The organism is Fimbriimonas ginsengisoli Gsoil 348 (genome assembly GCF_000724625.1).
Taxonomy (GTDB): domain Bacteria; phylum Armatimonadota; class Fimbriimonadia; order Fimbriimonadales; family Fimbriimonadaceae; genus Fimbriimonas; species Fimbriimonas ginsengisoli.
In genome coordinates, this window is the sequence record NZ_CP007139.1 from 3,749,815 (window position 1) to 3,770,205 (window position 20,391).

At 60.9% G+C, this 20,391-nt stretch carries 19 protein-coding genes; 4 read left to right on the top strand and 15 right to left on the bottom strand.

What is annotated here, in order from left to right; genetic code table 11:
* Nucleotides 1–2: 2 nt before the first annotated feature.
* From dapD to OP10G_RS16860, 11 genes are all read right to left on the bottom strand, one after another.
* Nucleotides 3–797, bottom strand: a complete 795-nt coding sequence (dapD, locus tag OP10G_RS16815; protein WP_025229276.1) for a 2,3,4,5-tetrahydropyridine-2,6-dicarboxylate N-succinyltransferase — start codon at nt 795–797, stop codon at nt 3–5.
* Complete coding sequence (dapC, locus tag OP10G_RS16820) at nt 790–1,971, bottom strand: succinyldiaminopimelate transaminase (protein ID WP_025229275.1); 1,182 nt, start codon at nt 1,969–1,971, stop codon at nt 790–792. The genes dapD and dapC overlap by 8 nt, the downstream gene beginning before the upstream one ends.
* Entirely contained in the window at nt 1,968–2,603 is a 636-nt protein-coding gene (locus OP10G_RS16825) for an NADH-quinone oxidoreductase subunit NuoE family protein (protein WP_025229274.1), read from the bottom strand. Before OP10G_RS16825 ends, dapC begins: the two co-directional genes overlap by 4 nt.
* A 90-nt stretch (nt 2,604–2,693) precedes the next feature.
* Nucleotides 2,694–3,425, bottom strand: a complete 732-nt coding sequence (locus OP10G_RS16830; RefSeq protein WP_144241205.1) for a hypothetical protein — start codon at nt 3,423–3,425, stop codon at nt 2,694–2,696.
* Nucleotides 3,409–3,573 (bottom strand): hypothetical protein, encoded by a 165-nt coding sequence (locus tag OP10G_RS26960; protein ID WP_158409267.1) that lies wholly within the window; start codon nt 3,571–3,573, stop codon nt 3,409–3,411. Before OP10G_RS26960 ends, OP10G_RS16830 begins: the two co-directional genes overlap by 17 nt.
* A 68-nt stretch (nt 3,574–3,641) precedes the next feature.
* A complete protein-coding gene (locus OP10G_RS24870; protein ID WP_025229272.1) occupies nt 3,642–4,550 on the bottom strand; it encodes a prepilin-type N-terminal cleavage/methylation domain-containing protein in 909 nt (302 codons plus the stop codon).
* A gap of 425 nt (nt 4,551–4,975) precedes the next feature.
* On the bottom strand, nt 4,976–6,193 hold the full coding sequence (gene nuoD / locus OP10G_RS16840) for an NADH dehydrogenase (quinone) subunit D (RefSeq protein ID WP_025229271.1): 1,218 nt from the start codon (nt 6,191–6,193) through the stop codon (nt 4,976–4,978).
* 115 nt (nt 6,194–6,308) lie between these two features.
* A complete protein-coding gene (locus OP10G_RS16845; RefSeq protein ID WP_025229270.1) occupies nt 6,309–6,527 on the bottom strand; it encodes a hypothetical protein in 219 nt (72 codons plus the stop codon).
* On the bottom strand, nt 6,524–7,372 hold the full coding sequence (locus tag OP10G_RS16850) for a prepilin-type N-terminal cleavage/methylation domain-containing protein (protein ID WP_025229269.1): 849 nt from the start codon (nt 7,370–7,372) through the stop codon (nt 6,524–6,526). Before OP10G_RS16850 ends, OP10G_RS16845 begins: the two co-directional genes overlap by 4 nt.
* A 270-nt stretch (nt 7,373–7,642) precedes the next feature.
* Nucleotides 7,643–8,251 carry an NADH-quinone oxidoreductase subunit C gene (locus OP10G_RS16855; RefSeq protein WP_052547808.1) on the bottom strand — a complete coding sequence of 203 codons (609 nt, stop codon included), beginning with the start codon at nt 8,249–8,251 and terminating at the stop codon, nt 7,643–7,645.
* A complete protein-coding gene (locus OP10G_RS16860) occupies nt 8,251–8,736 on the bottom strand; it encodes an NADH-quinone oxidoreductase subunit A (protein WP_025229267.1) in 486 nt (161 codons plus the stop codon). The genes OP10G_RS16855 and OP10G_RS16860 overlap by 1 nt, the downstream gene beginning before the upstream one ends.
* A 190-nt stretch (nt 8,737–8,926) precedes the next feature.
* Here OP10G_RS16860 and OP10G_RS16865 point away from each other — a divergent pair, with 190 nt between their 5' ends.
* Together OP10G_RS16865 and OP10G_RS16870 are read left to right on the top strand one after the other, a co-directional pair.
* Nucleotides 8,927–10,357: a VanW family protein gene (locus OP10G_RS16865; RefSeq protein WP_025229266.1), complete on the top strand. Its 1,431-nt coding sequence runs from the start codon at nt 8,927–8,929 to the stop codon at nt 10,355–10,357.
* A 47-nt stretch (nt 10,358–10,404) separates the two neighbouring features.
* Nucleotides 10,405–11,595 (top strand): M20 metallopeptidase family protein, encoded by a 1,191-nt coding sequence (locus OP10G_RS16870; protein WP_025229265.1) that lies wholly within the window; start codon nt 10,405–10,407, stop codon nt 11,593–11,595.
* 455 nt (nt 11,596–12,050) lie between these two features.
* Here the strand turns inward: OP10G_RS16870 and OP10G_RS16875 are convergent, their stop codons facing one another.
* Together OP10G_RS16875 and OP10G_RS16880 are read right to left on the bottom strand one after the other, a co-directional pair.
* The gene (locus OP10G_RS16875) at nt 12,051–12,626 is read right to left on the bottom strand and encodes a hypothetical protein (protein WP_025229264.1); all 576 of its coding nucleotides are present in this window, start codon (nt 12,624–12,626) and stop codon (nt 12,051–12,053) included.
* 73 nt (nt 12,627–12,699) lie between these two features.
* On the bottom strand, nt 12,700–14,217 hold the full coding sequence (locus tag OP10G_RS16880; RefSeq protein WP_025229263.1) for an ankyrin repeat domain-containing protein: 1,518 nt from the start codon (nt 14,215–14,217) through the stop codon (nt 12,700–12,702).
* Between the two features lie 155 nt (nt 14,218–14,372).
* Here OP10G_RS16880 and OP10G_RS16885 point away from each other — a divergent pair, with 155 nt between their 5' ends.
* Nucleotides 14,373–15,242: a nucleoside hydrolase gene (locus tag OP10G_RS16885; RefSeq protein WP_227624960.1), complete on the top strand. Its 870-nt coding sequence runs from the start codon at nt 14,373–14,375 to the stop codon at nt 15,240–15,242.
* 50 nt (nt 15,243–15,292) lie between these two features.
* Here OP10G_RS16885 and lon read toward each other — a convergent pair whose 3' ends face one another.
* Nucleotides 15,293–17,731, bottom strand: coding sequence for an endopeptidase La (lon, locus tag OP10G_RS16890; RefSeq protein ID WP_084179435.1), 2,439 nt, complete (start codon nt 17,729–17,731; stop codon nt 15,293–15,295).
* Nucleotides 17,731–18,183, bottom strand: coding sequence for an Hsp20/alpha crystallin family protein (locus OP10G_RS16895; protein ID WP_025229261.1), 453 nt, complete (start codon nt 18,181–18,183; stop codon nt 17,731–17,733). The genes lon and OP10G_RS16895 overlap by 1 nt, the downstream gene beginning before the upstream one ends.
* A gap of 485 nt (nt 18,184–18,668) precedes the next feature.
* On the opposite strand from OP10G_RS16895, the gene OP10G_RS16900 reads away from it, so the two are divergent.
* Nucleotides 18,669–20,150 carry a DUF5666 domain-containing protein gene (locus tag OP10G_RS16900; protein WP_025229260.1) on the top strand — a complete coding sequence of 494 codons (1,482 nt, stop codon included), beginning with the start codon at nt 18,669–18,671 and terminating at the stop codon, nt 20,148–20,150.
* Nucleotides 20,151–20,391: the final 241 nt, after the last annotated feature.

Genomic DNA, 20,391 nt, shown 5'->3' on the forward strand with positions numbered 1-20,391 from the left:
GGTTAATCGCGGAGGAGCTCGTTGAGGCTCGTTTTGGCTCGGGTTTGGGCGTCTACCCGCTTCACGATTACGGCGGCATAGAGGCTGTGGCTCCCGTCCTTGCTCGGCAGGGAGCCGGGCACGACCACCGCGCCGGCGGGCACGCGCCCATAAAGCACCTCTCCCGTCGCGCGATCGAAGATCTTCGTGCTCTGTCCGATGAAAACGCCCATCGAGATGACGGCCCCTTTCTCGACGATGACCCCTTCGACAATTTCGCTACGCGCGCCGATAAAGCAATCGTCCTCGATGATGGTCGGGTTCGCCTGGAGCGGCTCTAAGACGCCGCCCAGCCCTACTCCGCCACTCAGGTGCACGTTTTTACCCACTTGAGCGCACGATCCGACGGTGGCCCAGGTGTCCACCATCGTCCCTTCGTCGACGAAAGCGCCGATATTGACGTAGCTCGGCATGAGCACCACGTTTCGAGCGATAAAGGCGCCTCGGCGAACCGTGGCAGGTGGGACCGCGCGGTAGCTGCCGTCTGGCTTCTTCAGCGGAACCTTGTCCCAAAACCCGATGTCGCCGGCGGACATCTCCCGGTTATCCTCGAGCCGGAACGAGAGAAGAACCGCTTTTTTGAGCCACTGGTGGGTCTTCCATTCGCCGGCGATCTGCTCGGCCACGCGTAAACGACCGGAGTCGAGCTCGGCGAGCGCTTCGTTGACGGCGCTCCGTACGTCGGCGGGCACGTCGGACGGCGAGAACTTGGCGCGGTCTTCCCACGCTCCTTCGATGATTTGAATGAGGTCAGCCAATAGTAGGAGTCTCCAAAGTTTCGCGAATTCGGATGAGTGCTTCGCGGCACACGTCGAGATCCGGCACCAGCGCCACTCGCAAATAGCCCTGCCCAGGATTCTTGCCGTTTACCTCACGGCCCAAATAGGTGCCGGGCAACGTGGTCACCCATGCTTGCTCGAAGAGCCGCCGTGCTTGTTGCTCGTCGTTGGGTACGGGCAGCCAGAGGAAAAAGCCGCCGCTTGGGATCTGCAGACCCGGGCCAAACAGTTCGGCCGCGATCCGGAATTTCTCCCGGTACTTCTCCCGATTTTCTACGACATGCGTTTCGTCTTGCCATGCCTCAACGCTGGCAACCTGCGTAAGCGAGCTGGGCGCGGCGCCGTGATAGGTGCGGTACAGCAGAAACGGCTTGATGATGTCGGCATCGCCGGCCGCGAATCCGGAACGCAACCCCGGAGCGCTCGAGCGCTTGGATAATGAGTTCAGCGACACCACCCGTTCCAGTCCTCGCCCTAGTGCGATCGAAGCTTGCAGAGATCCACAAGGAGGATCGCCGTTGTAGATCTCCGAATAGCACTCGTCGGCGGCCACCACGAACCCGTACCGGTCGGCAAGCTCGAACACCCGCTTCCAGTCTTCCAGAGTCATGACGGCTCCCGTCGGATTGCCGGGCGAGCAAACGAAGGCTAGCTTTACCCGCGGCCAAATCTCCGCCGAAACGGCTCCCCAGTCCGGAAGGTATCCCTGCTCCTTTGGCGTCGGCACGTACACAGGCTCGGCCCCCGCCAGCAGCGCGGCCCCTTCGTAGATTTGATAGAACGGATTCGGTAAGAGAACCGCCGCGCGCTCGGCGGGATCCAAGACGGCTTGAGCGAGGGCGAAAAGCGCCTCGCGCGTCCCCGCGACCGGGATTACCTGGTCTATCGGGTCTGGGCAGGGAATCGCGTATCGCCGGCCAATCCATTCGGAAATGGCACTGCGAAGCTCGACCGTGCCCGCGGTCGGCGGATATTTGCCGAGCAGGTGCAGGTTTTGGACGAGGGAGTCGGCGATGACAGGTGGCGTTGGATGCTGCGGCTCTCCGATTCCGAGATTGAGCGGTCTCAACCCCTCCGGAGGTCTGGCACCTTCCAAGAGGACGCGCAGCCGCTCGAAAGGGTAGGGATGCAGCAGGTCGAGGAGTGGGTTCACGCCTCCGCCGGACTCGTCGGCCTCTCCTCCTTGCGGAGATGGACGTTTACAACCGACCGAGCGTATTGAACGACGGTCGACTCCGGTGTCTTTCGAAGCCGTTCGATCAGCTCATCCAGTGAGGCCTCGGTCATTGGGCCGAAATATTCGTCTCCCACTTGCACGACTGGAGCTCGATCGCAGGCATTGAGACACTCGACCTCTTCAAAGGTGAACACGCCGTCGTCGGTCGTTTCGCCATGCCCGATGCCGAGCTTGCGTCGGACGTAATCTCGCAGCTCCCAGGTTCCGTTGACGTGGCAGGTAAGGCACGTACAGAGTTCCAGCTTATGCCGGCCTGGCTCGTGCACCGTATTGTAGAGGGAGTAAAACGTGGCGACGCCTTCGATTTCGGCATAGCTTCGATGGAGTCGAAAGGCGACTTCGGCGATGGCGTCTCCAGTGAGGTGTCCGCCGTACTCGCGCTGGGCGATCCAAAGGCAGGGAAGGATACACGCCTTCTCCTCTGGATAATGCCTTCTCAACGCTTCGAGCTCAGCGATGGCGGCCTCCGAGAACCGCAGGTCGAGCTCCTCGATTCGAGGCGGACGAGGGCGCTGATTCGGGCTTCCAAGCTGGAGGAGTTCGCTCATTCTTTCCCTTGGAGGATACCGCGCATTTAAAAGGCGCAAATGAGGGCCGGTCGAGACCGGTCCTCATTTACTAGAATCCGAGGGCTCTGTTTAGCCTCCGGATTTGGAAACGTCCGCTGAGGCCATCTGCATCGGCTCCGGGCTATTCCGGAGAATCAATACATCGGGTTTGGCGCCATGCTTGAACACGAGGACCGAATAGGCGATTCGGGGCTCCATCTCGGCCTTTGCCAAGATTTTGTCACCCACGACAACGTCGTACGATCCGCTCTTGATCTGATTCACCGCGGGTTTGAGCGGCTGAGCAGTTTTGGAGCCGGCTTCGCGTAGGGAAAGGGGAATGGAAAGGTCTTCCGCGGTACCGATGACCCGCAGTTCCGATCCATTGGCCGGATTGGACCTACGCTCCCCGTCGAAAGGAGTCATTTCCACGTTTCCGCCCGACTTGGTAACCACATAGGTGACCAGAGCGCCCGGCGTGAATTTCACGACCTTCTCGGACATAACCTTGCCATCCTCAGAGCTGATGGTCACGTGGTGCTCGCGAGGAGCGCCTTTCCGGAAGGAACACGGGCTATACGCCGGCGTGTAGGGGTTTTGGACCGGCAACTTGTCGAACGCGATCACCAGGTTGTCTGCCGTCGCGTTCACAAACCGGAAGAACTGTCCTTCGGGAGCTTTGTGAGGCGGCGCCGTCGGTGTCGACGCCCCGCATCCGCCGAGGCAGAAGAGGGCGAGCAAGTTACTCGCCAACGCGAACTGGGTGCGGCCACTTACCAGGTGGCCGACCCTGCCGCGCTGCCGACTAAGGATTAGTGGCATTTTGGGCCGGTTTCTGATCGCCTACCTGGGAACCCTGGGGAGCGGGAGTATTCGTTACGGTCGGGGCGGCATCCTCTTCTTTCTTCGAGCATCCGGAGATGACGAATACCGTGGCGGCGACGATCGTTAGTGCAAAGATCTTTTTCATAGGCTTAATAATAGTCTCGGGTTCCCATGCGGATGGCATGGAAACCCGAATGATGGGCACGGGTGTGCTTACTGCTCGCGATCCGGTCGGAAGTAGCAGTGGTAGTAGACGGCGGTCGGGCCACCAACGCCGCGAACGCCGCTGTTGCAGCCGGTGTAGCTCGAAGGCACGCCGGTGGCGCTAACGTACCGCCACGGGTCGGTGTACGCCTCAGCCGGAGTAGCCGAGTTGGTCGACGTACCCATGCGCTGGAACTTCGCCGAGGTGTCGGTTCGAACGATAGGACCGCCCTTCGAGTAGAGCCATGCGCTGGCGCCGAAGTTCCAGAAGGAAGCCGAAGCGAATCCGGTGCTCGAGCTGAGCGAAGCCTGTGGGAACGCGGTCGGGTTGAATCGGCAGTCGTCGGTGCCGGTGCAGGCGAGGGTTGGGTTAGCGGCGGAACGACCGTTGAAGGAGGCGGTTCCGTTGCCCGGCCAGTACATGACCGCAACCGACGGGGAGGTGATCTCGGACGAGCTCAGGGTGTGCAGAAGGCCATTGAACGCCACTCCGACGACCGCAGGCGTCACGCCCGGGGTGAAGGAGGTGTCGAACGCATTCTTGTTCTGCGCCGGCTGCTCGTACATGCCGAAGTTCTTGATGTACGGCTGGATCGAGTTCGCCCACTGGCACTGGGTCTGAGCCATGATGTCGGGAGCGTCCCAACCGCCGGTGTTGATAACGTTGTACGGCGTCGGGTGAACGGTGGTGTAGCGCCAGGTTCCAGCGGCACGGCGAGACATCGCCATCGGGAACTGATCGTCGGAGTCGCCCTCGTAGATTGCGGTGGCGGTTCCGAACTGCTTAAGATTGCTGAGAGACTGGGTCTTCTTAGCGGCTTCCTTAGCCTGGGCAAAAACAGGGAAGAGGATGGCGGCGAGAATCGCGATGATCGCGATTACGACGAGAAGCTCGATGAGCGTAAATGCTTTCTTCATGGTTATGAACTTCCGAAACGGAATGGATATAGAAAGGATGAAGACGGACGCCGGGCCTTAATAAAAGACGCATAGTCCAAGTAACACTATATACCAGTTCGAAATGCGTGGCAAGGGGTTCGGGAGCGCATTTCTGGCCCGATATACGAATCGCCGCTTTGGCCCCGTTGCCTCGATAGTTGCTCCGGATCTACTGAGGCGACGGTAATTTGGCTAGGGATCGTTCGCGGCGTGGACAGAACGAGCAATCGCCGTGGTCGATTTTCCTCAATTTGAACCTAGACAGATCGGAAGCCCGGATCCTACATGAATTTTCATTGCAATCACCTGTCGACGGCAGGAGCTTGCGGGAACTTTTTTAATAGTGGAAGGTACACCGTATTTTGCTTTCGAATCGACAGCGGAAAAATCGGCAAGAATCGCTACTACCGATCGATCTCGCCCAGCACGATGTCGATCGAGCCAATGACCGCGACAACGTCGGCGATCAGCCTTCCGACGGCGAGAACCTCAAGGCACTTCAGGTTCATGAAGCTGCTCGGGCGCTCGTGCCAGCGGTAGGGACGGTTGCTACCGTCGCTCACGATGTAGAAGCCCAACTCTCCCTTGGAACCTTCGACGGCTGCGTATGCTTCGCCCACCGGCGGGTGGAATCCTTCCGTAAACAGCTTGAAGTGGTGGATCAGCGACTCCATCGAGGTATCGAGCTCTTTGCGGGGAGGCGGGGCGATCTTGCGGTCGGAAGTGCTCCAGGCCCCCTCCGGCAGTCCGTCGATCGCTTGGCGCAGGATCTTGCAACTCTCCCGCATCTCCGAGATTCGCACGAGGAACCGGTCGTAAACGTCGCCGCGGGTCCCGGTAGGGATTCCGAATTCGAAATCCTCGTAGCTGGAGTAAGGATTGCTCTTTCGCAAATCGAACGGAACGCCGCTGGCCCGGGCGATCGGTCCCGAGGCGCCAAGGTTAAGCGCGTCCGCTGCGCTTAATATTCCGACGTCGATCGTCCTCTCCTTCCAGATCGGGTTTTCGACGAGCAGATCCTCTACAACCTGAAGTTCGGGAAGGAACCCATCGAGGAAGGATCGGAGCCGAGCCTCGAATCCGGCGGGCATATCGCCGCGAAGGCCACCGGGGACGATCCAGCTCGGCATCATGCGTACGCCCGAGAACATTTCGAACATGTCGAGAATGAGCTCGCGCTGCTGCATCACATAGAAGTAGGGGGTCATGGCCCCGAGGTCGAGCCCGTGGGTTCCCAACCAAACGAGATGGGAGGCGATGCGGCTCAGCTCCGCGAGGATAACCCGCAGGTATTGTCCTCGCTTGGGGATTTCACACCCGAGCAGCTTTTCGACCGCCAACGCGTGGGCAAGGTTGTTCCCGTTCGCGTTCAGGTAGTCCATGCGGTCGGTCATGACCACGCACTTGTGATACTGCTGGTACTCGGCCTCCTTCTCCATGCCGGTGTGGAGGTAGCCGATCACGCATTTGCACTTGACGATCGTCTCGCCCTCAAGCTCGCAGATGACCCGCAAGACGCCATGCGTCGAGGGGTGCTGCGGCCCCATATTCACGATCATCGTATTCTCGCCGGTCCGCTGGAAGACCGTTTCCGTCGAGGGCATGAAGGTTTGGGAACTCATTTGACTCCGAAAGGGAGGGTACCCCTTTCGAGGGCGGAAGGCTTTCGAAGGCGGAAGGCGGAAGGCGGTGCGCTAAACACAAATCGCCCGACCGGGAGGTCGGGCGGTTTGGGCGCTACTTGCCGGCGGCGGCAGGGCCGCCTGGCCCGCCGGGGCCGCCACCGGGAGGCTTCGCGCGGTGACTTCCCGAGGTGGCATTTTCGGGCACCGGGACGTTAGCGGTCGGCGCCGCGGTATCCAGTTTCTTATCGGCTTCCGACTCGCCGCTGCTTCCGCAGCCGACTAAGGCGGCGGCGAGCAGAAGCGCGGAGGTGAATGTAGCCAGCTTTCTCATTGTTGAAGGTCCCAGACGTACTTGGACCGATCGACGATCACGGCTTGACCCTCGGTTTGGCCAAGTTGCCAGGTGGTTCCGTTGGCCAACTGGCCGAGCTTCATGTACTTCGCATGGCTATCCATGAACGAGACGCCCGCGCCGCCGGAGTGACGAGGCCGCACGAGACCGGCCTGAGTCTTCTCGGTGTTCGCGTACGGCTGGATGCCGTTCCACGCCGCCGTCGCTTTGCCCCAGTCGGAGTAGGTGCACACGTCGTCGGCATTGAAGCCTCCCGGAGGGTAGACGACCCAGCTACCGACGTTGTCTTGGGGAGCGTCCTGGCCGCTCTCGGTGAACATCACGGTGTCGGCCGGCGCAGCCGCGGTGCTGCTGGAGATCGGAGCGCCCCATGCGGAATTCGTGGCCGGGGTGCAGTCCGGCATCGGATTCATATAGCTGGCGTTGTAGCCGTACTGTACGAAATACTGCCAGTTGCCGTCCCAGTTAAGGTTGGGGTCGGTGAAGATCACCATCCAATCGGAGTTAGCGTGGGGGCCTCCCGCCGGCGAATACATGATCGCCCAGTTCTTTCGGTAAGGCGCGGTCGTCTGCGCCCAGGTGTGCCACTTGGCCGTTCCGCTCGGCTGCGGTTCGATCTCTAGCGCGACGGGCACGATGTCGTCGGAATCGCCCATGTAGATCTGGGTCGATGTGTTGATTTGTTTGATGTTGCTGAGGCTCGCCGTCTTCTTGGCCGCGTCTTTCGCCTGAGCGAAAACGGGGAAGAGGATCGCCGCGAGAATCGCGATGATTGCGATGACGACAAGCAACTCGATGAGTGTAAAGCCTTTACGATTAACCATAAGATTTAGCCCTGAACTTCTCAACCACGCGACAAAATGATAGTGTAAGGAAATCTACGCCGATCTTGCGCTATCTGTGCGCGTTTTGGCTAAGTATCGGTTCAATGGAAGCCGAACTTGCTCGGCCTGGAACAGAGACGTGGCCACGCTTTCGGAAAGTTCATAGAGTTTTTGGCGCTAAGTAATATTGCCTGTGCGACTTCGTTGAGACGGCAAAAAGGAGAGCCCGGGAGCGGTTGCTCCCGGGCTCTCCTTTTTGCTGTGGCCGGCCTAGCGGCCGCTAACGTCTTCGGAGCCGGTCTTGCCCTCGAAGCTCTCACCGGCATGGGGCATCGAGACGTCTTCTACGGCGGGGCCTCTTTGGCCCCGGTCGAACAGCACGTCCTCGCCGCCCAGCGGATATTCCTTCCGCAGCGGAAAGCCGATCCAGTCGTCGGGCAGTAAGAACCGCTCACCTGGATGCGCCCGGTTCCCCTCGAAAACGATCCCGTACAGATCTTGAACTTCGCGCTCGGGATACTCTGCACCTAGGAAGAGCTCGATTAAAGAGGGAACCGTCTGTCCATCGTCGACGCCGACCTTGAGGAAGATTCTCGCGGCATGCTTCAGCGACATGAGGTTGTAGACCACCTCGAATCGCTCCGAAAAGTCTCGCTCTTGTTCCCACTGGCTGTAGTCGACGCCCAGGCACTCGACGAAGTATTCGTATTGAAGCTCGGGGTCCTCTTTTAGAAACCGTGCGATCTCCGGCAGGCGAGCTTTGTCGACGCACAAGTAGGTTTCCCCGCGGAACTCCTTCACCTTAAGCAGCGCTTCGCCGAACTGTTCGCGAATCCGTACGACTTCTAGTCGCTCTTCGCCCACCATCGGATATGGCATTACTTCGTGCCTCCGCCAGCGCCCACGAGGGTCGATTCGGGGACGGCGACGTCAGTGGTAGTGGTCCCCCGCCGCGAGAGCATCTTCTCCGGAGCGAGCGTCGACGACTCATCCCAATCGATCGCCCCGACCCGGATCGCATACACGTATCCGAGAATCCAGGTCGCCATGTAGGTCAGGAACTCGAAGAAGGCGTAGATGACGAACTGATTATCGTTCGCGGGAGCGTTCTTGTAGGCCGTGTAGAACCCCCAGAGGAACACGGCTTCGATGTCGAACAGGATGAAGACGATCGCCACCAAGTAAAACTTGATCGGAAACCGCTCGTGCGCATCCCCGACCGGAGCCACGCCGCATTCATACGGCGCCGACTTATAGGGCGTCTGTTTCTTCGGGCCAAGGATCCAACTGGCGGTTACCAACACGCCGGCCAGAGCCGCGGCCACGCCCATCAGCACGAGGATGCCGACATAAGCGTCGTTCATTGCGAGAGATTACCTAGCTCGCGGCCAGAGCATGCCGTCCTCGTCGGCTCGACGTACTCCCACAGTGTCCATCCGTTCGGTTTCGTCTAGATTTGTCGGAACTTAGACCTATCTTTATCCGTCGCTAAGCATCGAACGCTGCCATAATTATCAGGAAGGATCGGTTGGGCTTTTGCCGCCCGCATAGGAAATGAACAAGCTTGTCTTCGGCCTCGTTTTGGCCATCGGTGGAACTACCTCGGTCCTTTGCATCACTGCCGCTCGGCATGAGGACACCATTCGGCCGAACACGAAAGTCGGTCCGGTCGACGTCGGAGGAATGACTCCGGAAGAAGCTTCCCGAACTCTTAGAATTTGGTGGGAAGGGGAGAAGCTGAACAAGCTCACCCTGAAGATGCCGAACGGTAAGACGAAATTGCCGCCCATGAAGCCGGGCGAGCTTGGGTTGACGTTGGACGACGTGGCATCCGTCAAGTCGTTGCCTCTTCAATCGTTCCTCGGCGACGCGAAGGCGGTCGTCACTAAGTCTGATTTCACGCCGGAGCAGCACGCGCCGATCTTCAAATCGACCGGCGAATCGCTGGATGCGGTGGCTAAGGTGGTTCGACAGTCGGTCGGCCCGAACCGGCCCGCTTCGGTTCACTGGGTAAAGGGAGCGGTCGTGCGGCACCCGGAAGTCGCGGGCGTGGCGCTCGATACAAACGCCTTGCCGGCCCGAGTCGCCGCCGCCGTGATGGGCGATCACACCGTGGAGATTCCGCTCACCGAAGGCGCGAAGCACATTCCGGACGCCGAGCTCAGCAAGATCAAAGAGGTCGTCTCCGAGTTTTCGACCCGCTTTTCGGCGAGAAACCGACCCCGCTCGTCGAACATTCGGCTCGCCGCTTCGAAGATCGACGGCGTGGTTCTGATGCCGGGCGAGACGTTTAGCTTCAATTCGGTCGTCGGCCGCCGGACTTTGCGCGCGGGATTCAAGTTGGCCGGCGTTTACAAGAACGGGCAGCACGACACCGGTATCGGGGGCGGCATCTGCCAGGTCAGCACCACCCTCTTTAACTCCGCCCTCTTCGCGAACCTGGCCATCCAAAGGCGATCGAACCACTCCCTCCCCGTCCCGTACGTACCGCTGGGCCGAGATGCTACCGTCGACTACGGAAACCTGGACCTGGAGTTCAAGAACACCTACCAATCGCCGATCGCTCTATCCGCGCTCTACGTTCCAGGTCGCCTGACGTTCCGCGTTCTTGGCACGAAGCAGCCCGGAGTATCCGTGAAAGTGATCCAGACGGGCCACCGTTCTTGGGCCGCCGGTACGGAACGGGTTTTCGACAGCAGCCTTCCGAGCGGGCGCACCCGAGTCGTGAAACCGGGGAGCACGGGGCACAGCGTTACCACCTATCGCTGCGTCTACGAGAACGGGAAGCTCGTCCGGCGAGAGCGGATCGGATTTAGCCGATATGGCGGCGATCCTACCATCATTGCCGTCGGTACGGGGGCGGCTCCGATCCCGTCGCAGAAGCCGGCTACGATTGCCCCGCCGACAACGCCCGCGCCTGGCAACGATCAAGCTCCGACCACGCCGGAATCCGAGCCGATCGATGCCGGTTTCGGTATGTCTTAAGGACCGCGCTCTTGCGCGTCTCGTGTGGTTCCGGTACCCTCGATTGCGTGGGTCTACTGCGCGCTGCCATCGATGCCTCGCACTCTCTCGACGTTGAGATTCGTCACGACCTCCACCGACACCCCGAGCTCGGCTACGCCGAAACTCGGACGAGCGGAGTCGTACGCAACCACCTGGAAAGCCAAAAGATCGACCTCTGTGGGAATTTGGCCGGAGGTACCGGGGTGTTGGGTTACCTTCCCGCGACCACCAACCCCGAAGGGGCTCGCACCATCGCGTTGCGTGCGGACATGGACGCCTTGCCGATCGTGGAAGAGACCGGCGCCGAGTACCAATCGACGAACCGAGGCGTGATGCACGCGTGCGGCCACGATGGGCACACGACGATCTTGATGGCTACGGCTCGCGCCCTAAGTCAGATGCCCGAACGGCCGAATAACGTCCTCTTCGTCTTCCAGCCCGCTGAGGAAGGAGGCGCGGGAGGCGACCGGATGTGCAAAGAGGGGGTTTTGAACGGCCGGCTGATGGGGAAAACCGCCGATGTGATTTACGGCCTTCACGGCAACCCTTGGATCGAGCTAGGTCACGTCAGCACTCGAAACGGCCCTTTGATGGCCTCGGCCACGGAGCTGCACATCACGATCAGCGGGAAGGGGAGCCATGCGGCGTACCCGCATCTAGGAATCGACCCGATCGTAGTTGCTTCCCATGTGATTACTGCGCTCCAAACCATTGCCTCGCGCTCGGTCGATCCACTTGATTCGGTCGTGGTGACGATTGGCAAAGTTGAGGCGGGCTTGGCGCACAACGTGATCCCCGAGAAGGCTCACCTTTCCGGTACGGTTCGTACTCTGCAAGACTCAACCTTCGCGCTGGTCAAGTCGAGGATCGTGGAGATCGTCCGAAATGTCGCGGCGGCGTTCGGCGCGCAAGGCGAAGCCGAGTTCTTAGGTTCGTATCCGGTGACGTTCAACCACACGGAGCCGACCGACAGGTTCCGTGAAGTGGCGCGGGCGACGCTGGGCTCTCAGTTCGTTCACGAGGAAGCCGCTCCATCGATGGGCGCCGAGGATTTCAGCTTCTACGGCCGGGAAGTGCCTGCTTGCTTCTATTTCCTCGGCCTCCGCTCCCCAGAGCAAACGACCTACCCGAACCTGCACTCCCCCCGGTTCGACTTCAACGACGCGGCTATCCCGGTCGGAGTCGAGCTGATGTGCGAACTCGCATTGAACGGATAAGCGAACCGGGGAGTAGCGATCGAGGATGCCGCCAATCGATCATCAGAAGCCAGCCTCGGAGAGGCGGTATCTCAAAGCTAAGGGTGCAGCGAAGCGGAACCCTGGTAAAGGCCGACCAATGCCCGAGCCCTGAAAGTGGCGACATCAGCCCAGCTCTCCACGAGGGGAGTCTGTGGGAGACGCGAAAGCAGATTTGTGGTGAGGATGGACTGGTCACCATCCATTCCAGTCATGCGGTAGGTCTTGCGACCGCCTATCGGGGTCGGGGAGGGCTGGTGCCCTTCCCCCGAGTCTTCGACCCGCGGCTATTTTCTGAAGAGCCCTCCGGGCTCGCGATGCCCGTTGTGATCGGTCTGTCTCACGGCGTCGGAGCTGGACCTTGTCCGGCGCGACGGGAGGGGCACGCAAAGGCGCGAAGGCGCAAAGGGGACCGGAGGTTCAAAACTAGCCAACCGCTACCGCCAGATAGGAACGGGGCAGGGGCTTGGATAGTAGGAATTGTCAAAGAACTTGATCCCGAGGGACTGGGCGTAGCGCGCCCCGAGCTGTAGGAAAGGGCCGGCCTGCGCGTTGAGCGGCTGGCCGAGTGGTCGGCTCTCGCGTTGAACGACCATGATCGGCTCCGCGTTCCCTTTCCAGTGGAGGACCATGTGGAAGGTCACCACCGGAGGGAAAGAACCGGGACACGCCTCGGCGACCACGACCAGGGCGTCGATCGCGTCGATCTTTCCCCGCGTGAACGTGGGGAAGAACCCGGGTCCGTGCCGCCGGTGGTAGACCCGCTCCCGCAGGTTGAACACGATCGTTTGGAGGGAAAACGCCGCCAAGACCGCCGCCCCGATTAGCAGGGTTCCGATCATCAGCCACCACTGAGGGTAGAAGGGGAGCTCGACGGGGAGCATGGGGGCAACGATCATGCCGGCTCCAGTGAGCGCGGTCAGGCGGATCAGGGCGTGGTACGGCGCCGGCGCGGTGAACACCAGCCGCTTATTCTCGCCTTGATAGCGGCCGAAGAGTGGCGTCTCGAGCATGGTTCGGAATTATCTTTGCATAGCCAGTCCCCTCCTCGTCGCACGTACGTCGACGAGGAGGGGGCTCCGGAGGCTAGCTGGCGCCGTAGCGGCGAAGGATGTCTTTAACGTCTTCGCGGTTGCCGGCTTGGTCCAGGATCGGCGTTCCTCCCTTGTTTGCCGGCGCCGTGGGGTCGGCGCCCGCTTTTAGGAGCGCTTCGACCACTGCCGGGTAATCGCCCTTTGAATTGCGGCACCACATGGCGCCGTGAGCCGCCCATCCCAGCGGAGTGCTTCCGTGCTTTTCATCCCGAGTTTCGATCGGGATATGTCCCAGCAAGAACCGGACCGTCTCCAACTGTCCAAACCAGCAGGCGGTGTGGAGCGCGGTGCCAGTGTCCATGCCGGTGCTCAGCGGGTCGACCTTTGCCAGAAGCAACAGACGAACGGTTTCCGTTTGCCCGTTTTGGGCGGCGTCCGGAAGGATGCTTGCCTCCTCCTTGGACATTTCGGAGCCGATCGCCGGATGCTCTTTCAGAATCGCGCGGACCTCCTCTTCGTCTCCTAAGACCGCGGCCGCCAATAATCGCCGTGAGGGCGGACTGACCCGCGTGAGCTCCTCCAAAACGTCGAAGCTGCCGCTGGTGGCCGCAACCTCCTGCGGGGTCCTGCCGCCGCCCAGTTTGTATAGGTAGATATGTCCGCCATCCGACTTGGTGGTGATGAACGGCGCCTTACCGATTCGTGCCATTGCCGCGTTCGGATCCTCCGCGAGCACCCGCTTGAGAAGCTCGACATCGTTCAATACTGCCGCCGTATACACGTCCGGCTTGGCGCCATGCTTCAACAAGACGCGCAGAATGTCGGGATTGCCGACTTGGTACTGAATCGGAGTTCCTTCATGGTCCACGTCGCGCTGCTCCAGATCCGCACCCCGCTCGATCAGGAATCCCGCGATTTCCGCGTTCGCCGCAACGTGCAGCGGCCGGTGCCCATCGCCCCCGGGGGCGTTCACCAGCGCCGGATCGGCGTCGAGAAGCTCGCGAAGGATCTCCAACTTTCCATGGGCCGCCGCCGACCAGACGTCCCATCGCGTTCCGAGGTGCAGGAGGGTTTCGACCGCATTCCCGTGGGCGTGGTCGAGAGCGCCGAAGCCTCCCGCCCACCAGCCACTTCGACCATTCGGATCGGCGCCGTACTTGGCCAAGATCGGCAGCAGTTTGTCCGCGTTCGAGTGGTGGCTCGCCCTAACGAACGCGGGGGCGTCGAATGAAAAGAGCGGCTCATTGACGATCCGCCTCAGCGACGGTTTGCTTCGAAGCAATCGGCTGAGCCCGGCCTCGTCGCCGGCTTCGACCGCGAGGCGAAACCGCTCCTTCAATATGGGGAGCTCGACTTCGTCGACCAGCTTTGGCCAGCTCTCATACCCGTGCTTTCGGGCGACGAGCCGTTGGGCGTCGTTAAGTCGCGCATTGGCGGGAACCAGAGTCGGATCGTGGAGACGGGCGAGCTCCAGCGCCTCCGGCGCAAGCTCGTGAAGGGCGCGCAAAAGCTCTTTCGCCTGGATGCGAAGCTGCCGGACATCGGCGCGGGCGGGAATCGTTTCGGACATGTTCAACCTCCGTTGCATGCTTCGCCTGCGGTCCGCGAGCAGGCAGCAACAAAGGTCGACGTAACAACGACGAACTTGTGGTGGCTGGACTCAGTCCTTCCCGCGGACCCGGGGGCGTGCCGAAGCGCCACCCTTATGTTATCACGATTGCCACGGTGTCAGGATATGGCGTGGACCGAATCCCGATACTTCTCGACACCGACCCCGGCAGCGACATCGACGACGCTCTCGCCTTGGCTTACCTACTACGTGAGCCCCGGTGCGAGCTGATCGGGGTCACCACGGTAACCGGCGACGTCGCCAAGCGGGCCGCCATCGTCGAGATCATTTGTGGCGCCTTCGGCCGGGAGGATGTGCCGATCCACTGCGGCGCATCCGACACCCTCGCCGGGGGACCTGGCCAGCCAAGGGTTCCGCAGTACGACGCCATCGCCCACTTGCCGCACCGGATGGACCGCCCCCAGAACACGGCGGTCGACTATTTACGCGAAACGATCCGCTCCAGGCCGGGCGAAATCACTCTCTTGTCGATCGGCCCATTTACCAATCTCGCAATCCTGTTCGCACTCGATCCCGAGATTCCAAAGCTGCTCAAAGGGCTGATTTCGATGGGCGGCTGCTTCGACCGCCCGGGCTGCGAATGGAACGCGCTGTGCGATCCGTATGCGACGGTGGCAACGATCATGCGGTCGGCTCGGCAGACGTGGGTCGGATTGGACGTAACGATGCAGTGCCAGATGGCCCCCGAAGAAGTCCGGGCGAAGTTTGCGAAGCCGCCGCTGGATGTGCTGCTCCTGATGGCAGAGCGGTGGTTTCAGGATGCGAACAAGATCACTTTCCACGATCCCCTGGCGGCCGCGGTGATCTTTCATCCCGAGCTTTGTCGATATTCCGACGGATTGGTGGTGGCGCGGATGACGGAGGACGGACTGAGGACCGAGTTCACGCCCGGCATGGGCGGCCATCGGATCGCGACGGAGGTGGACGTGGCGCCGTTCTTTGAGGAGTATTTCGGCGTGTTCTAAGGGTGTAGCAAGGGGAGAACAGCCGCGGGCTTAGAGCCCGCGGCCCCTGGTTACTGACGCGTTGGCTTTTCCAGCGCAAGCTTCAGCACCTGGTCGGCGTGCTTGACGAAGTGCGCTTTTAGCTTTTCCCGAATTTCTGCCGGCACGTCTTCGAGATAGTCCTTCTCGTTCTGTTCGGGCAGAATCACCGTGTTGACTCCCGCGCGATTCGCGGCGAGAACCTTTTCCTTGATGCCGCCCACGGGCAGAACCTGACCGCCGAGGGTGATTTCGCCGGTCATCGCCAAACGCGGCTTTACCTTCCGGTCGGTGAGCAGGGAAGTCAGCGCGGTTAGCATCGTAACGCCCGCGCTCGGCCCATCTTTCGGCACGGCGCCGGCCGGCACGTGAACGTGGATTTCGATCTTGTCGTAGAAGTCCGGCCGGATATTGAGCTGCTCGACGTGGCTGCGCACGTAGCTCAGAGCCGCGGTGACCGATTCCTTCATCACGTCGCCGAGTTGCCCGGTGACGATGAGTCCCTTCTGGCCAGGCATCTTGGTGGTCTCGATAAACAAGACGTCGCCGCCGACCGGGGTCCAAGCGAGGCCGACGGCGGTTCCCGCCGTCATCTCCCGCTCCATCACCTCGTCGTGCATAAATCGGGGTGCGCCAAGAGCTTGCTCGATGAATTTGGGCGATACCGAGACCTTTCCGGTGTGCCCTTCGGCCACCATGCGCGTGACCTTCCGGACCACGCTTCCGATTTCCCGCTCCAGATTTCGCACTCCCGCTTCTCGGGTGTAGTGACGGATCAACTTAACGACGGCGTCGCGCCGGAATGTGATCTGGCTCTTTCGGAGACCATGCTCCTCTACCTGCTTCGGAATGAGGTGGCGCTCGGCAATCTCGGCTTTTTCTTCCTCGGTGTAGCCGCCGAGCTCGATGACCTCCATTCGGTCTCGCAGTGGCGCGGGAATGGTGTCGAGCCGGTTTGCGGTGGTGATGAAGAAGACGCGAGAAAGGTCGAACGGCACGTCGAGGTAGTGGTCCCGGAACGTGGCGTTCTGCTCGGGATCGAGCACTTCCAGCAACGCGGACGAGGGATCGCCCCGGAAGTCGTTGCCCAGCTTGTCGATCTCGTCCAGGACGAAGACCGGGTTATTGGTCTCCACCCGTCTCAGGTTTTGGATGATCTGGCCGGGGAGGGCGCCGATGTAGGTACGCCGGTGGCCGCGAATCTCCGCCTCGTCTCGCATTCCTCCGAGCGAAATCCGTCCGTACTTCCGCCCCATCGCGTGGGCGATCGATCGACCGAGCGAAGTCTTGCCGACGCCGGGAGGTCCGGCGAAGCAAAGTATCGGCTGCCTCACCGGGCCGTTCGTCTTAACCTTTCGAACGGAGAGAAATTCGATAATCCGGTCTTTGATTTTTTCGAGCCCGAAATGGTCGCCGTCTAAGACCTCCTTGACGTGCTTCAGATCGAGATTGTCGATCGTCGCCTTTTCCCAAGGCATCGCAACCATCCAGTCGATATAGGTTCGCGCCACGGTGTATTCCGGCGAGCCGGGATTCATTCGGCGGAGCCGGTCGTACTCGCGGTTTACTTCGCGCAGAGCCTCGGCGGACAGCTTCGCCTCGTCGATCCGGACTTTGAGCTCGTCGAGCTCTTCGCCTCGCTCATCGGCTTCGCCCAGTTCGCGTTGGATCGCCTTGAGCTGCTCGCGCAGGTAGTACTCGCGCTGGGTCTTGCTGAGCTCGGTGTTCACCTCGCTCTGCACTTTGCTGGTCAGCTCGAGAACGCGGACCTCTTTCGATAGCTGCTCCAACAAGGTGCGGAGCCGTTCCTGGATGTCGATGGTTTCCAGGATCTTCTGCTTGTCTTCCACGCTGAGCGTCATGTGCGCGGCGACGAGGTCGGTCATGACGTTCGTCTCCTGCACCGCTTGGGTCAGGGTTCGTAGCTCGTCGGGAAGTTGGGGGGAGAGACGGATCGCCTGTTCGAAGAGAGCGGCGACGGAGCGCCGAAGCGCCTCGACTTCTTCCGCCTTATCCTCGGGCGGAGGAATCTCGTCGAGCACCTCGATCCGAGCCCGCAAGTACGGCTGCTCCTGGATTCTCTCGACGATCCGGAATCGGGATACACCTTGGACGATTAGCCGCACCGCGTCCGGCATCTTCACGAGGGTGCGGATGATAACGGCGCAGCCGTATTCGTAGACGTCGTCGAACCCAGGGTTCTCGTCGTGGGCTTGACGTTGCGCGACTACTCCGATGACGCGATTGTTGCCGACAACACTCTCGTCGAGAAGCTGAACGCTCGATTCTCTCGCCACGCTTAGCGGAGCGATGAGCATCGGATAGATGACGCTGTCGCGAAGCGGAAGGATGTTGAGGATCGGCGGAACATCCGGCTTCGCCTCTTCTTCACCCGGCTCTTGGATTTGCGGTTCGCCGAGTTCGGCTTCTAGCGGCTCTTCTTCTTCGATCGGTAATTTGAGCTCTGCCATTAAATTTTCCTAAACCTTACTGTCCGCGCCACGACGACCCGATCTTGCTTGGGAATCATGACAAGCAAGAAGCCGTTTCGGTAGGTCGCACGAATATTGGACGCGTCCACGGAGATGTCCGGTAGGCGTACCTCGCGAGAGAAGTCCCCGTAAAAAATCTCCAATTGGTGAATCCCGGTCCGGCACCCGTCCACCGGGTCCTCCTCCGGCCGATTTCCCTTGATTAAGATCGAGTGGCGCTCGGGCATGTAGAGTAGCTGAATCTCTTCTCCCCGCACCCCCGCGATCTCCGCTTTGATGAGAAACCGATGCTCCTCTTCGATGAGGTCGACTCTGGGTTCCCACGTACGTCCTGACGCGATTGCGGGTCGGGTCCGGTTCATCTCATCGGCGAACCGGCTCATCTCGCTCCCCAACTTCCAGAACCACTCCTCGGCCTCGCGACGTGGCATATCTCCGATTGTACTTTGCCAACCTCCCCACCGGCGCGGGCGGCCGGTCGTGTCCCGCGGTGACCCGGGCACGACTTATCGTGTATGCCGACGCAAGTTCTGCGGCCGCTTACGGGGTCGGGGAGGGCGGCGTGCTCAGTTCCAGGGGTCTTCGACACCCTGGCTAAGTTCTGCGACCCTCCGGGTCGGGATGCAGTCCGGAAGGACCGCTGGTCTCCAGACCGGCCTTTCCGGCTCCCTTGCCTGACCTCTTTCCAGTCGTTGCCGAACCGTCCGTGCTCTTAGGTGTCGGTCGCCCCCTTGCCCAAGACCCGCCTCCGGGGAATCCAGAACTCTCGGTGCGGGAACGGAGTCGGTTCGCATGAAAAGACGTAAAAGGTTGTATCAACTCGGAAGGACGCTAGTTCTTGAGTGTAGATGCCGAACATCAGTTCAGATGCGAGGCCTGCCGGTATCGCGAATGGCGGCAGTTGATTGGAGAGAAAATGAAACTTTGGAGCTTAATTGCACTTGGCGTAGCGCTTGGGATCGTGGTCGGCTGTGGCGGCGGGGGCGGAGGCAGCACTTCTTCGACCGGAGGGGCTGGCCCGTCCTCCGTGCGCTTATTTGCCACCGACGACATGTCCACCGGTTTTGACCACGTGTGGGTCACGATCAAGCAAGTCTCCTTGACGGCGGCGAGTGGCGACCGAGTCATTTTCGACGACCCGGCCGGCCGAATCATCGACCTTAAGACGCTTCGCGATGCCGCTGGCCGTCGATTCAACCTCCTTTCCAACCGCGCCATCTCCTCCGGCAAGTTCGCTGGATTGAAAGTGGTTGTGAACAGCGACCTCAACGTCTTCCCGACGGGCGCCACCACGGCCACCGCGGCAACTTTCGACGGGTCCACGACAGGTGGTACCAAGACTTTGTCGGTCGACTTCGCATCGCCCCGCGACCTGCTCACGGGCACCAACCTCATCGTCGACTTCGACCTGAGCAAGTGGACGCTGACCGGCAACGTCGTTTCGGCGACCGACAATCACTTCCTGAACATCGTGGAGGACAGCCGGGTCGACGATCCGCTCCGGCATGAGCTCGACGACTACCACGGAACGATTTCGAACCTGAGCGGCGCCGCGCCCGACTCGACGTTCACCCTTACCCAGCGAAACGGCACGGTCAACGTGAAGACCGACGCGAACGCGTCGATCTTCCAGGAAAGCGCCGCCGGCTCTCCTTCGCTCACCAACGGCGAGCGAGTGGAAGTCACGGGCGTTTTCTCCACCTCCGCGAACGCGATTATCGCCACGACGATCAAGATCGACGACGTTAACGACAACGATCCGGATCAGGTCAAGGGCCAGATATCGAGCTTCTCGGCGGATACGAAGACGGCGGTGATCACGATCGTGAGGAGCCATGGATTCGTTCCGACGAATACTACGCTCACGCTCCAGTTCGCCGACACGACCAAGTTCTTTTCGCACCGAGGCGTTACGCTGACGAGCGCCGACTTCTTTGCCCAGGTTGCCAACGGCAACTTCATCGAAGCGGAGGGAACGATTAGCGGTGATACCTTCACCGTTACGAAGGCCAAGCTCGAGGACGAAGTGGGCCACCACGGAGAAGGCGGCGGTCACCACGGCGGAGACGGTAACCACGACGGAGCCGAGCTCACCGGCACCATATCCGACCTGGCCGCGGACGCCGGAACGTTCACCCTCACCGTCACCCGGTGGGAAGGGCTGATGCTCTCATCCGGCGCCAAGGTCTCCGTGACCACGTCGGCCTCCACGGAGTTCAAGCTGAACGGTGCGACTGCCACCAAGGCCGCTTTCTTCGCGGCCCTGGCAACCGCCACCAGCGTCCAAGTCGAAGGAACCTACGACGACGCGACGAAATCGCTCGCCGCAACCGAGATTAAGATCGGCGACAACGGCGGCGGAGGCCACGGAGGTGGTGGCGGCGGTGGCAATGACTAGCCCGTAACGCCGCTAAGAGAAAATTCCCTCCACGCAAGGCGTGGAGGGATTTTTTCTTTGGATGGTGGAGCGTGCATTTCGGAGCGTCGACGATTGCCGGTAGTCCCCAGACAAGGGCCGTAGCTCGGTAGGCTCCTTTTCCCTTGTCGATCTGGCAAGGACCTTCGAAGCAGCCAAGTTTTACCTACGGGAACCCTCTCCCGAGGGGGAGGGAGAGCGTTCTACCGGGCCGAAATTCGTT